This window comes from Ruminococcus sp. zg-924, assembly GCF_024433635.1.
GTDB lineage: Bacteria > Bacillota > Clostridia > Oscillospirales > Acutalibacteraceae > UBA7067.
Window position 1 is genome coordinate 60,434 of record NZ_WNJZ01000003.1, and the last position, 13,574, is coordinate 74,007.

Here is a 13,574-nt window from a genome sequence, read left to right on the forward strand (position 1 = left end):
ACATCGTAAAAAAACTGTGGTATAATAACAGATAATCAATGTAATATTTGATTATATTGTGAATTTCTCATAGTTTTTATTTTTCAGCGTTAATTTAAAATTGTAGGTGAAGTGTTCTGGAGCAAATTGTAAATGTGGACAGAATGGAGCATGCCGTTGCTTTATTCGGCAGCTTTGACGAAAATATTAAGCTTATTGAAAACGAGTATGCCGTTTCTGTTGTCAACCGAGGCTCGGATATTAAAATATCGGGCGAGCCGGAAAGTCTTATGAAGGCGGCTAAGGTTATCGACAGTCTGCTGTCGCTTATCAATCGGGGTGAAACGCTCAGCGAGCAGAATGTTCGCTACTGTATGGCTCTTGTCAATGAGGGCAGCGAGGAGAAAATTGAGCAGCTTGCGAGCGACTGCGTTTGCATAACATCAAAGGGCAAGCCTGTTAAGCCGAAAACAATAGGACAAAAGCGCTACTGCAACGCAATAAAGGAAAATACAATTACCTTTGGCATAGGCCCTGCCGGTACGGGTAAAACCTACCTTGCGGTTGCCCTTGCCGTTACAGCCTTTCGTGCGCATCAGGTAAACCGCATTATTCTCACCCGTCCTGCCGTTGAGGCAGGCGAAAAGCTTGGTTTTTTGCCCGGAGATTTGCAGAGCAAGGTTGACCCGTATCTTCGTCCGCTTTACGACGCACTTTTTGATATGCTCGGAGCTGAAACATACCAGAAGTATGTTGAAAGGGGCAATATTGAGGTTGCTCCGCTTGCGTATATGCGAGGACGAACACTTGACGACAGCTTTATTATTCTTGACGAAGCTCAGAACACAACGGGCGAGCAGATGAAAATGTTTCTTACCCGACTCGGCTTTAACTCCAAAATGGTAATCACCGGCGACGTAACCCAGATTGACTTGCCCAGAGGAGTAAAATCGGGACTGAGGGAGAGCGTAAGAATTTTAAGCGGCATTAAGGACATTGCAAGCATAACCTTCAACGAAAAGGACGTTGTGCGGCACCGTCTTGTTCAGGATATTATTAAGGCCTACGAGAAAATCGAAGAGGCAAAGAGAGGTAAATAAATGGATAAGATAAGAGTAATTATTACAAACAAACAAAAGGCGGTTAAGATTCCGACAGGACTCAGAATGTTGGTTCGCCGCTGCTGCAACGCTGTTTTGCGTCTTGAGGAGTTCAAGGGCAGCGCAGAGATAAGCGTGACCTTTGTTGACAACGAGCAAATCAAGGAGTACAACAAGCAGTACCGTGAAAAAGACTCGGTAACAGATGTGCTTTCCTTTGGTATGGGAGAAAACGGCAAGTATGACATTGACCCCGAAACAGGAGCGCAGATTCTGGGGGATGTTGTAATTTCTATGGAGAAGGCTTTGGAGCAGGCAAAGCGCTTTGACCACAGCCTGCAAAGAGAGGTAGGCTACCTTACAGCGCACAGCGTTCTTCATCTTCTCGGCTATGACCACGAGGATAATATGGAAAGAATCCGTATGAGGGAGAAGGAAGAGCTTGTTATGAATCAGCTCGGTCTGCCCTCATCATCAAGCTATGTAATAGGTGCTGACAGATAAGCTATGAAATTTCTAAAGGGCTTTATGTACGCTTTCAAAGGTGTTTTATACGCAATCATTCATGAGCGTAATATGCGCATACATATTGTTGTGACCTTATATTTGCTGTATTTTACAAGCTACTACCGCCTGTCGCCAATTAAGATGTCGCTCCTGCTTATTATGATTGCCCTTGTTATTAGCCTTGAGCTTGTAAACACTGCCGTTGAGCGTGTGTGCAACCTTTACTCTACAAAATATCATCGGCTTATAGAGATAGCAAAGAACGTTTCTGCCGGTGCGGTGCTTTTAGCTTCGGGCTTTGCCGTTGCCGTTGCGTGTTTCCTGCTTTGGGAGCCGGACACACTTTGGAATATAGTTGTGTTTCACTGCGAAAGTCCGGAACGCTTCACGCTTTTTGTGCTTACGTTGGTAATAGCGGCTCTGTTTGTTGTGATTGGCCCGAAAAGAATGGCAGACAACGCAAAATCACTTTTCAAAAAGAATAGAAAAAAATGACTGTGGCATCCGGTTTAAGCTCTGTCGCATCCTGCAATACGTTGCAGGATACGGCATTGAGCTCCGTTTTGCCACAGTTTTTATTTTTGGCTTAATCACTCTGTGCTGTAAAGCTTACTGTACTTGTTTATGTGCAAAAACTGTGATAGAATAAAACAAAAATAACCAAATGGGAGAACAGTATGAATCAGAACGAAAAATCGGCGTTTATCGCCATAATAGGCAGACCGAATGTCGGCAAAAGCTCAATACTTAACAGGTTTTTGGGACAGAAGATAGCGATTGTTTCGCATAAGCCGCAGACAACCAGAAACAGAATTATGGGTGTTTTAACCGAGGGTGAAACTCAGCTTGTTTTTATAGATACGCCCGGAATGCACAAGCCGAAAACAGAGCTTGGCAAATATATGGTTCGCTCTGTGAACGAGTCCGTTGCAGGCGTTGACGCTGTTCTGCTTGTAGCCGAGTGCGACAGAACACCGGGAGATACCGAGCTTGAGCTTATTGAAAAGGCGAAAAAGCTCGATTTGCCGGTTGTGCTTGCGCTCAATAAGGTTGATACACTGAAAAACAAGGACGATATTATATCCGTTATATCTGCGTACTCACAGGAATGTGACTTCACTGCGGTTGTGCCTGTTTCGGCTCAGACGGGAAGCGGAATTGAGGACTTAAAGGACGAGCTTAAATCCCTTGCAATGGAGGGAGGACACTTCTTTGACGATGACACTCTGACAGACCAGCCGGAGCGTGTTCTTGCAGGCGAGATAATCAGAGAAAAGCTTTTGCGCTTGCTTGATAAAGAAATTCCGCACGGAACGGCTGTTGCTGTTGAGCGTATGAAAACACGAGAGAACAGCGGCATACTTGACATAGACGCAACGATTTACTGTGAGCGTGACAGTCACAAGGGCATAGTAATCGGCAAAGGCGGAAGTATGTTAAAGAAGGTTGGAAGCTTTGCAAGACAGGACATGGAGAGATTTTTCGATTGCAAGGTGAATCTCAGGTTGTGGGTCAAGGTCAAGGAGGATTGGCGCAACAGGGAGAACATTCTGCGTTCGCTCGGCTTTGACGACAACGATTTTCAGTAAATACAGGTTAAATTGCAGTAAAGTTAAACCTCGCTGTACATATGAAATAATACCTTTAATTCAAATAGCCCAGCAGCGGCAATAACCGGAGGTGAACACCATAAACCTGTCAAACGGCTGTAAGCTGATTTTAGATATGCTTAACGATAACGGCTTTGACGCCTATGCAGTTGGCGGCTGTGTGCGTGACTGCCTGATTGGAATTAAGCCAAAGGATTTTGACGTTACAACAAACGCACTGCCATATGAGATAAAAAGAGTGTTTGCCGAGTGTAAAACGGTTGATAACGGAATTAAGCACGGTACTGTTGCGGTTATTATAGACGGCGAAAAAATTGAGGTGACTTCATACCGCAGTGACGGCGAATACCTTGACTGCCGCCGACCCGAAAGCGTAAGCTTTGGGGTAAGCCTTGATACAGATTTAATGCGCCGTGACTTTACCGTAAACGCTATGGCTTACAGTGATAAAACGGGAGTGGTTGATCTGTTCGGCGGCAAGGCGGATATTAAAAACAAAATTATCCGCTGTGTGGGCAACCCCGACAAACGCTTTTCCGAGGATGCATTGCGTATACTCAGAGCACTGCGCTTTGCCGCTGTGTACGGTTTTTCAATTGAAGCGAAAACCGCCGCTTCAATCCACCGAAGCAAGCACCTTTTGAAGAAAATAGCCGCCGAGCGAATATTTGCAGAGCTTTCAAAGCTTGTATGCGGCAAAGCGGCAGGGAATATTCTTTTAAGCTTTTGCGATGTGTTCGGCGAGTTTATCCCTGTGCTTTTGGAGTGTCGAAATTTATATTTATCCGGCGAAAATCATCGGCAAACTCTGCTTGAGCATACGGCAAGGGCGGTCGATTCTGTTTCGCCAAAGCCTGAACTTCGCCTTGCTATGCTTTTGCACGATATAGCAAAGCCGCAGTGTAATACGCTTGACTCTGACGGCAATCAGGTGTTTTACAGCCATGCAAGGCTCAGTGCGTCTATTGCCCGGGAAATAATGAAAAAGCTCAAAGCTCCGTCAAGGCTTATATCACAGCTTGAGATACTTATTGAATATCATGATTATGCCTGTGCCCCATGCGAGAGCGAAGTAAAAAGACTTATGAGGAAAATCGGCAGGGAGAATGCTCTATTGATTTTCAGTGAAATTCGCTACGCCGACATCACAGCACAAAACGGCGCTGAAAAAGCAAAGCGCCTTGAGCGTGTTTTGCAGTGCGCTGAAATTGCAAGGCGGCTGATTGATGAAAACGCCTGCGTGTATGTATCTCAGCTTGAAATTAACGGCAGCGATATTATTAAATTGGGAATAAAGCAGGGCAGGGGAGTAGGCGAAATTCTTGAACATCTGCTCGACCTTGTAATTGACGGAAAGCTTGAAAACGAAAGACAGGTTCTTATACAGGCGGTGAATTATGAATATCTATAAGCCATTACTCAAACTGTATTGGAAGTTTATTTCAATATCTGACGCACGAAGAATAGCTGCACAAACTCCGGACAGCGGAGTAGTTCAGGTTTTCGATTTGCCGTACTGTTCGGATTCTTTAAGCGAGCATATGCTCGACATATATTATCCTGAAAACACCGCAAAGCCTCTGCCTGTGATAATTGACATTCACGGTGGCGGTTGGATATACGGCAGTAAAGAGGTAAACCGCAACTTTTGTATAAAGATTGCAAAACGAGGCTTTGTCGTTGTATCAATCAATTACCGTTATGTCGGCAAGCATTTGATTCATCACCAGATAGAGGACATTTTTGCAGCTCTTAACTGGACTTGCGAAAACCTTAATTCATATCCTGCCGATATTAGCAGTGTTTTCCTGCTTGGAGATTCAGCAGGTGCTCAGCTTGCCTGTTTGACAGCTGCAATAACGGTTGATGAAAAGCTCCAAGAGGAGTTTTGCGTGCAGCCGCCTGAATTTAAAATAGCGGCAGTCGGAGCAATTTCGCCTGCGGTAAATCTTTTGTGTCGCAATTTTCTGCTTTATGTTAATTTGCCGTTGCTTCTCGGCAAACGGCACAGGCATAGCCGATTCTATAAGTATATGAATTTCAATAACGCCGCAAGCGCCAATCTTCCGCCGTTTTATATAGTTACCTCGGCAGGCGATTTCTTGCATAAGCAATCGTATATACTTGCCGATATTCTTCGCTCAAACAATGTCAGCTTCACGCTTTGCGACTATGACAAGGCACACGGCGGTAAAAAGCTTCCACACGTTTTTGCTGTTGCCGACCCATTCTTGGAGCAGTCAAAAGAGGTTATATGTGAGCTTTGCAGATTTTATAAAGGTCAAAAAAATACCCCCGATTAGGTCTGAAACAGATTGACCGAATCGGGGGTTGTGTATTTTATTAAGCTTTACTTTGTGTTGTTATCTGCCTTGCGTTCAACCGCAAGCTTGAGCTTGTTTATTATTTTGCTCAGTGTTTTCGGAACAGGAACTCCTATTCTTCCTACATTTTCAAGAATGGATAACAGCTCGTTGATAATCAGCCATACTGTGATTATCAAGCCGAACAGCATACCGATTTCAAGCGGTATCCCGATTTGCTCAAAGCAAAAGCGAATGATAAAGTCAACTCCGATTCCAACGCATACAAGGGCAAGGTAACCAATCTTTTTGATTATGCCCTTGATGCCCTTCTTGCTTGAAAGCTCCGCTTTAAAGAATGCTGCTGCCATACCTGTAAGGTAATCAATAAGCATTACCGTGAGCAAAACAATAAGCGGAATGGAAATAACCTTAAAATATGCGCTGACTCCTGCAACTACTGCCGAAAGTACTGTGGATATAATGTTCTCCTTCACACCACTCACGCCTTTACCTTAAGGTCGTTAACAGCCGAAGCTGCCTCTGTCAGAACGGCGTTTCTGTCAGTTTTTTTCGCAATTACTTTTGTAAGTGCGTCAATAACAGCGTTTCTCAGCGCAGTTATCGTTTTTACGCCTGCAATTTTGTCCTGCTGCAAGCCGAACTTTTTCTGAATTTCAAGCGTTGCCGCCTGTGTGCCGTCGCCAAAGCTGTTTGACTTGTCCACCTTACTTTTTAAAATATCAAGCTTGTTTGCAAGCAAAATTAATGACTTGTATGCAAGCACTCCGTCACTTCTGTCACCGAATTTAAAATTCATTTCATCATCTCCGTTTTCCTTGTAGCTCTTGTCGGCTAAGCTCCAGTTGGGTCGGAAGTAGCCGTTAATTGTATTGCCGTAAAGCTTGTGCGTTTTGCGGCAGACTGTTGAGCTTGTGTTTGACCCGTTTGCGTTGCCTTCAATTGTGTGAATTAAGCCATTCTTGACGTACTCCACAATCGACACATGGTCGCTGAAATACTTATCCTGCCCCTCGGCAAGATAGCTTCCCTTGCCGTTCCAGCAAAACGAGATTATGTCACCCGGAATCGGCACTGTTAAGTGACCCTCAAGCCATTTGCCAAAGCCTTTGGCAACACCCTCACGAGCAATTGAGCCAGCTCCTGCTGTTTTGACAATACACTTGCCAATCGCACCTACGTCAGATGCGCATTTTGATACAAATTCAGCACACCAAGGCGTACCTCGCGGAGCGCCAAAGTAGCTGTTGAACAGCGTGCAGTCATAGCCGATATAGCCTGCCGCCGCCGAAACAAATTTTTCTCTGATATTAGCCATAGTTACGTTTGATACTCCTCTCATTATGTTATATGCTGTTTCTCCTTTTTGTGTGCAGTAAATTCTCCTGTAATTATTATAGAACAAATGTTCGATATACGCAAGGGGTTCGTCGGTGGTGTTCACGTTTAGAAACAGCAAGTGATGCTTTTACTAAAACAAACAAGCAGTATCGACAAAACAAATAATTTGTAAAATGATTGTATGCTTATAAAATGTCAAAAAATGAATTTGTGCAATACCAACAAATTATAGCCGAGGTTTTCTATTCTGTGACCGATGGATAATTCCTCTTCGGAAAAAAGCTGACAATAAAAAATGTTAAAATTAAATAAATTATGAATACTTATATTTTTAAAAATGTATCTTCAGAGGAATACTATGAAAAAGAAATTTATAACAGCCGGGGTGCTTTCAATGCTGCTTGCTTTTTCACCGGTCGCATCTGCTTTAAACGCTGATGCGCAGACTAACCTTACAAAATCATATGTTCAGCTTGATTCGCTTGCGTATTCAGGCGACGATTTGGGCGCTGTATACTCAAAAGAGAGTACGTCTTTCAAGGTTTGGGCGCCTACTGCTGAAAAGGTAGAGCTTAAGCTTTATTCAACCGGCAGTGATGATGAACCGAACGCAAAGCTTATTGCTCAGCACGAAATGGATTATGACAGCTCAAACGGCGTCTGGTCTGTAACAGCAAAAGGCAATCTTGCAGGAAGTTATTACACCTACCTGGTTACCGCTAACGGCAAAACACAGGAAACAGGCGATGTTAACGCTAAGGCGGCAGGTGTAAACGGTGTGCGTTCAATGGTGTGCGACTTGTCGCAGACTAATCCGGACGGCTGGGAAAGCGACAGCTTTAACCGTGTTGACAAACAGACGGACGCTGTTATCTGGGAGGTTCACGTAAAGGACTTTTCATCAAGCGCAAGCTCCGGTGTAAGCGAGCAAAACAGGGGCAAATACCTTGCTTTTACAGAAACAGGCACAACACTAAATAACGAGGGCGTAATCAAGACCTGCGTTGACTACCTTAAGGACTTAGGCGTAAATTACGTTCATATAAATCCGTTTTACGATTACGGCTCGGTTGACGAGGCGAGCGGTGACGAAACCCAGTTCAACTGGGGCTATGACCCTGTGAATTATAATGTACCCGAAGGCTCTTATTCCACAAACCCGTATGACGGCAATGTCAGAATAAAGGAAGCCAAGGCTATGATACAGGCTCTTCACAAGGCGGGAATCGGCGTTGTTATGGACGTTGTATATAACCATGTTTTCGATGCCGCCGACAGTTGCTTTGACAAAACAGTTCCCGGCTATTATTTCAGACATAATGAGGACGGCAGCCTTGCAAACGGCTCCGGCTGCGGTAACGACACAGCCTCGGAACGTGCAATGTACCGCAAATATATGGTGGATTCCGTTAAGTATTGGGCACAGGAATATCACATTGACGGCTTCCGCTTTGACCTTATGGGTCTGCATGATGTTGACACGATGAACCAAATCAGAGAGGCTCTTGACACCCTTGAAAACGGCGAGAAGATACTGATGTACGGCGAGGCGTGGCAGCTTTCAACAAGCACCGACGCAATTTTAGCCACACAGGGCAATATGAACAAGCTCAGCACAAGGATTGCCGCATTTAATGACGGAATAAGAGATGGGCTTAAGGGCAGTAACTTCAACCCAACCGAGGGTGGCTTTGTTCAGGGCATGGGCTCAAGGGTGAACGTCAAGGGCGGCATAGCGGCGGCTACAAGCGACTGGGCAAAGCAGCCGAGCCAGACCGTAACCTACACTTCCTGCCATGATAATATGACTCTTTACGATAAGCTTGTTGCGTCTGTGCTTGGCACTGACGCTGACTACCGTGCAAGGGACGAAAAGCTTGTTGGTATGAACAAGCTTGCCGCCACAGCAGTGCTTACTGCTCAGGGAATATCGTTTATGCTTGCAGGCGAGGAGATGGCTCGCTCAAAGGACGGCGACCACAACTCCTATAAGTCGAGCGTAGAGCTTAATCAGATTGACTGGAGCAGTCTGACAAGATACAGCGACCTTGTTAAGTATTATAAAGGGCTTATCAGCTTGCGAAAGGCGTATTCTCCGTTTACCTGCGAGGATAATTCGGCAATTGACAGGCTTTTATTCTATACCGAAACCGACAAGCACCTGCTCGGCTATATGTACCAAAACCCCGACGCTGAGAATGAATGGGATAAGGTTATCTGCCTTCTCAACAGCGGTGACAGCGAAAAAGAGGTTAAGCTTGAGGGTGATAATCTCCCCAAGGATTGGGTGGTTGTTGCAAACGGTGAAAGCGCAGGAGTTGAAAAGCTTTCTGATATTTCGGGCGACACAGTAAAGGTAAACGCAGGCGAGGCTTTGATTCTTGTTGACAAGGCAAGCTTTGAAAAGGCAGGAATTAAGGCAGAAAAAACAAGCATTGACTCTCTGCCTGATACTGTAACCGCAACACAGCTTGCTACGGAAGTTGCACAAAGCGAAGGCGACAAAGTGCCTCAGGCTATGCCGTATATTATGGGAGCAATAGGCACCGTAATTACAGGTTTGGGCATTGCGTATCTTGTAAAAAGATGGCGCAAAAACAAAAAGAAATAGGATAATTACTTTGCGAGAACGCAAAGTGTTATAAATGTTGTAAATTATTAAAAGGAGGATTTCATATGAAGTTCAAAAAAGCGATTGCTTTGGCTTTGTCAGCTATGATGATATCAACTGCCGTTGCAATCCCAATGAATGCATCGGCTGCAACTGTTACCAATAAGTATGCAACCGAAGCCGCTAAGCTTGATCAGAAGGCGTATACAGGCAATGACCTCGGCGCAACCTATACACCTGCGGCAACAACCTTCAAGGTTTGGTCACCTACTGCTTCAAAGGCAATGGTAAGACTTTATGCAACAGGTTCTGCAAGCGAGTCAAAGAAAGCCGGCGTAAAAGACGTTTTAGAAACTCTTGAGATGACTTTTGACGAGACAAATGGCGTTTGGTCAGTAACAGTTGAGAAGGACCTGAAAAATGTTTACTACCAGTATTTAATCACCATTGGTGGAAAGACCGGCGGAACAGGCGACATATACGCTAAGGCTGCCGGTGTTAACGGCAACAGAAGCATGGTTGTTGACCTTGACAGCACAGACCCTAAGGGCTGGGAGAACGATACATATAAGCTCGTTCCTAACCAGACAGACGCAAACATCTGGGAAATTCACGTTAAGGACTTCTCTTATGACAAAAGCTCAGGAGTCAGCGAAGCTAACCGTGGCAGATACCTTGCTTTCACAGAAAGCGGCACAACTCTTAACGGTGAGGGTAAAATTTCAACCTGCGTTGACTACCTCAAGGATATGGGCATTAAGTATGTTCACATCAACCCGTTCTATGATTTCGGCTCAATTCAGGAGGACGGCCCGCAAACTCAGTTTAACTGGGGCTACGACCCGAAGAACTACAATGTTCCGGAAGGCTCCTATTCTTCAAACCCGTATGACGGTAACGTAAGAATCAACGAGGTTAAGCAGATGGTTATGGCTCTGCATAATGCAGGCATAGGCATTATTATGGACGTTGTTTATAACCATACTCACGAAGGCGAAACCTCATTCTTCAACAAAACTGTTCCTAACTACTATTACAGAGTTTACAACAGCGGCAAGTGGGCTAATAACTCCGGCTGCGGCAACGACACAGCGTCAGAGCGTGCTATGTATAGAAAGTATATGATAGATTCTGTTACATATTGGGCACAGGAGTACCACATTGACGGCTTCCGTTTTGACCTTATGGGTCTTCACGATGTTGAAACAATGAACCAGATTCGTGCAAGTCTTGACACAATCAACCCTGACCTCATTATGTACGGCGAAGGCTGGAATATGACAGGCTCTGATAAGCTTTACAGCTATCCTGCAATGGCTAACCAGACTCAGTCAGCCGCATTAAGCACAAGAATTTCTTACTTCAACGACCAGTTCAGGGATGCTGCAAAGGGCAGTGTATTTGAGGCAACAGGCAAGGGCTTCCTTCAGGAAGCTAACAAGAGCAATATGGGCAGCCTGCTTGCAGGTATAATGGCTAACACAACAAGCGGTAACTGGAAGGCGCAGACTCCTGAGCAGACAGTTACATATGTTGACTGCCACGATAACCACACTCTTTATGACAGACTTGTGGCTTCGGTAAAGGGCGAGCTTACTGACCTTTATTCAAACAGATATGAGGATCTTATTCAGATGAACAAGATGTCGGCGGCTCTTGTTTACACATCACAGGGTGTTCCGTTTATTCTTGCAGGTGAAGAGTTCGCAAGAACAAAGTACGGCGACCACAACTCTTATAAATCAAGCCCTGAAATCAACAAGCTCGACTGGAACCGTCTTGTTGACTATGCAGACCTTGTTTCTTACTACAAGGGTATGATTAAGCTCAGAGATGCTTATGCTCCGTTCAGAGATGCAACAGGAGCAGTTGCAAAAAGCAAGCTTAAGTACGTTTCACCGGCTAAGCTTCCGGTTGGTGTTCTTGCGTACACAATCAACGACGATACAGCAATCTGGAAGAATGTTGCTGTAATCTTCAACAGCTCTGACGAGGCTCAGACTGTTACACTTCCGGGCGAAAATCTGCCGCAGAACTGGGTAATTCTTGTTAACGGAGAGCAGGCAGGCGTAAACAGCCTTGGCGAAATCAACACAGGCGCAGAAATTACAATTCCTGCAAACACATCTTATGTTCTTGCTGACAAGGCAAGCTATGAAAGCTCAGGCGTGAAGTCTGACACAGGTACAGTTGTTGTTAAGCACATCAACGCTTCAACAGGCGAAATTCTCAAACAGATGACAATTGCCGACGATTGTAACAAGAAATATGTAACACAGCCTGACGCTACTCTTGCAATCGACTATGACTTAGAGGCGGTGCCGAATAACGCAGAGGGCGTATTTATGCAGGAGCCTCAGACAGTTGAGTATAAATACATTCCGTACACACTTAAGGCTTACAGCCTCAGCGACGGTAAAACCCCTGCAACTCTTATGGACGCAGTGCTTGTTCAGAAGCACGCTTTGGAAATTCCGGTTGGTCTTACAGAGGAGCAGATTAAAATTGCCGATGTAAACTTTGACGGAGTAGTTAACATTAAGGACGCTATCTCTTATCAGAAGATTGTTCTTAATCTGCCGGTATCAGGTGTAGGTTCTGTTACAACTAAGTATGTTGACACAGAAACAGGCGAAGAGATTGCAGCTTCTGTTACAACCAGAGGCCGTGCAGGCGAAGCATACACCACATCAACTCCTGCAGTTAAGCTCTATGTTCTTGACGAAACAAAGATTCCTGCAAACGCTGAGGGTGTATACTCAAACGGCGAAAAGACAGTAACATATGCTTACAAGCTCAACGCTGTTAAGAGATTTGTTCACGTTAAGCTGCTTGAAGGTCAAACATGGATTCCTAACCTTTATTCGTGGGAAGACGGTGTAGGCGATTATCTTGGCGCATGGCCGGGCACACAGATGTCAGATGCTGACGGCGACGGCTGGTATGATATTCAGATTAATACAACAACAGGTGTATACAACTGGATAATCAACGATGGCAGCGGCAACCAGACAACAGATAACGTAAACGCAGATAGCGATTTGTGGGTAGTTATGAAGGTTGCAAAGCCAAACAAGGGAGCGGCTGAAAGCGAGTACACAGTTTATACAGAGAAGCCGGCATTATAATCCGCCGCTTACTCAAAGTTAAATAAGCTAACCTAAATAAGGCATAACAACAGGCTCATTGCGAAAGCAATGAGCCTGTTTTGCAGGTGCTGGATAATTATTATATAGCCTAAGCTTTTTAGGCTGGTTGGCTATTGTGCGTTAAAATCAAAATTTGCTTATAATGCAATAAACACAAATCGGCTCCCAAGTGGGAGCCGAAAACTTTTAATGGTTTTATTTTCGCACCGAGATACCCTTTCCGTCAAGGTATTCCTTAAGCTGAGGAATCGGAATCTCACCAAAATGGAACAGCGAAGCCGCAAGCACTGCGTCTGCTTTTCCCTTTGTAAACGCATCATAAAAATGCTCAAGTGCGCCTGCACCGCCTGAAGCTATAACAGGGATTCCTACGCTTTCTGATACCGCCCTTGTAAGCTCCAAATCATAGCCCTGCTTTTGTCCGTCGCAGTCCATACTTGTCAGCAAAATCTCGCCTGCTCCTCGTTTTTCGGCTTCAATTGCCCACTTTATTGCGTCCATGCCGACAGGTACTCTGCCGCCGTTGATATAAACCTCCCAACTGCTGCTTGTGCGTTTAGCGTCAATTGCGCATACAACACATTGACTGCCGAATTTGTATGACGCTTCGTTTATAATATCAGGGTTTTTAACCGCCGCCGAGTTTACCGACACCTTGTCGGCACCTGCTCTTAAAATGTCGGTAAAATCCTCAACTGTCCTTATGCCGCCGCCAACTGTGAACGGAATAAATATGCTGTTTGCAACAGCGCTTACCATATCGGTTACAATCGCTCTTGAGTCGCTTGAAGCGGTTATGTCGAGAAACACAAGCTCGTCAGCTCCCTGCTTATCATAGGCAATAGCCGCTTCAACAGGGTCGCCTGCGTCACGCAGATTTACAAAGCTCGTTCCCTTTACAACTCTGCCGTCCTTGACGTCAAGGCACGGTATAATTCTTTTTGCGTACATAT

11 protein-coding genes are annotated in these 13,574 nt (G+C 45.0%); 8 read left to right on the plus strand and 3 right to left on the minus strand.

All coding sequences use genetic code 11. The annotated features are described in order from the left end of the window. Positions 1-143: 143 nt before the first annotated feature. The 6 genes from GMA13_RS02245 to GMA13_RS02270 all read left to right on the plus strand — a co-directional run bounded on the left by GMA13_RS02245 (position 144) and on the right by GMA13_RS02270 (position 5,499). A complete protein-coding gene (locus GMA13_RS02245; protein ID WP_255882662.1) occupies positions 144-1,079 on the plus strand; it encodes a PhoH family protein in 936 nt (311 codons plus the stop codon). Beyond that, a complete protein-coding gene (gene ybeY / locus GMA13_RS02250; protein ID WP_255882584.1) occupies positions 1,080-1,583 on the plus strand; it encodes an rRNA maturation RNase YbeY in 504 nt (167 codons plus the stop codon). 3 nt (positions 1,584-1,586) lie between these two features. Continuing rightward, positions 1,587-2,081: a diacylglycerol kinase family protein gene (locus GMA13_RS02255; protein ID WP_255882585.1), complete on the plus strand. Its 495-nt coding sequence runs from the start codon at positions 1,587-1,589 to the stop codon at positions 2,079-2,081. A gap of 182 nt (positions 2,082-2,263) precedes the next feature. After that, on the plus strand, positions 2,264-3,175 hold the full coding sequence (era, locus tag GMA13_RS02260; protein ID WP_255882586.1) for a GTPase Era: 912 nt from the start codon (positions 2,264-2,266) through the stop codon (positions 3,173-3,175). Positions 3,176-3,266: 91 nt separating this feature from the next. Beyond that, positions 3,267-4,607 (plus strand): HD domain-containing protein, encoded by a 1,341-nt coding sequence (locus GMA13_RS02265; RefSeq protein WP_255882587.1) that lies wholly within the window; start codon positions 3,267-3,269, stop codon positions 4,605-4,607. After that, complete coding sequence (locus GMA13_RS02270) at positions 4,594-5,499, plus strand: alpha/beta hydrolase (RefSeq protein ID WP_255882588.1); 906 nt, start codon at positions 4,594-4,596, stop codon at positions 5,497-5,499. Before GMA13_RS02265 ends, GMA13_RS02270 begins: the two co-directional genes overlap by 14 nt. A gap of 47 nt (positions 5,500-5,546) precedes the next feature. Here the strand turns inward: GMA13_RS02270 and GMA13_RS02275 are convergent, their stop codons facing one another. Next, complete coding sequence (locus GMA13_RS02275; protein WP_255882589.1) at positions 5,547-5,996, minus strand: phage holin family protein; 450 nt, start codon at positions 5,994-5,996, stop codon at positions 5,547-5,549. A gap of 5 nt (positions 5,997-6,001) precedes the next feature. Continuing rightward, entirely contained in the window at positions 6,002-6,838 is an 837-nt protein-coding gene (locus tag GMA13_RS02280) for a CHAP domain-containing protein (RefSeq protein WP_255882590.1), read from the minus strand. Positions 6,839-7,219: 381 nt separating this feature from the next. Here GMA13_RS02280 and pulA (GMA13_RS02285) point away from each other — a divergent pair, with 381 nt between their 5' ends. Together pulA (GMA13_RS02285) and pulA (GMA13_RS02290) are read left to right on the plus strand one after the other, a co-directional pair. Further along, positions 7,220-9,472 (plus strand): type I pullulanase, encoded by a 2,253-nt coding sequence (pulA, locus tag GMA13_RS02285; RefSeq protein WP_255882591.1) that lies wholly within the window; start codon positions 7,220-7,222, stop codon positions 9,470-9,472. A gap of 65 nt (positions 9,473-9,537) precedes the next feature. After that, on the plus strand, positions 9,538-12,600 hold the full coding sequence (pulA, locus tag GMA13_RS02290) for a type I pullulanase (protein ID WP_255882592.1): 3,063 nt from the start codon (positions 9,538-9,540) through the stop codon (positions 12,598-12,600). 216 nt (positions 12,601-12,816) lie between these two features. On the opposite strand, the gene hisF is transcribed toward pulA (GMA13_RS02290), so the two are convergent. Continuing rightward, positions 12,817-13,572 carry an imidazole glycerol phosphate synthase subunit HisF gene (gene hisF / locus GMA13_RS02295; protein WP_255882593.1) on the minus strand — a complete coding sequence of 252 codons (756 nt, stop codon included), beginning with the start codon at positions 13,570-13,572 and terminating at the stop codon, positions 12,817-12,819. Between the last annotated feature and the right edge of the window lie 2 nt (positions 13,573-13,574).

What these genes read in the sequence shown, in the direction of transcription:
- GMA13_RS02245 (WP_255882662.1), top strand. Translation starts at nt 144, where the DNA reads ATGGAGCATGCCGTTGCTTTATTCGGCAGCTTTGACGAAAATATTAAG.
- ybeY (WP_255882584.1), top strand. Translation starts at nt 1,080, where the DNA reads ATGGATAAGATAAGAGTAATTATTACAAACAAACAAAAGGCGGTTAAG.
- GMA13_RS02255 (WP_255882585.1), top strand. Translation starts at nt 1,587, where the DNA reads ATGAAATTTCTAAAGGGCTTTATGTACGCTTTCAAAGGTGTTTTATAC.
- era (WP_255882586.1), top strand. Translation starts at nt 2,264, where the DNA reads ATGAATCAGAACGAAAAATCGGCGTTTATCGCCATAATAGGCAGACCG.
- GMA13_RS02270 (WP_255882588.1), top strand. Translation starts at nt 4,594, where the DNA reads ATGAATATCTATAAGCCATTACTCAAACTGTATTGGAAGTTTATTTCA.
- GMA13_RS02280 (WP_255882590.1), bottom strand. Translation starts at nt 6,838, where the DNA reads ATGGCTAATATCAGAGAAAAATTTGTTTCGGCGGCGGCAGGCTATATC.
- pulA (WP_255882591.1), top strand. Translation starts at nt 7,220, where the DNA reads ATGAAAAAGAAATTTATAACAGCCGGGGTGCTTTCAATGCTGCTTGCT.
- pulA (WP_255882592.1), top strand. Translation starts at nt 9,538, where the DNA reads ATGAAGTTCAAAAAAGCGATTGCTTTGGCTTTGTCAGCTATGATGATA.
- hisF (WP_255882593.1), bottom strand. Translation starts at nt 13,572, where the DNA reads ATGTACGCAAAAAGAATTATACCGTGCCTTGACGTCAAGGACGGCAGA.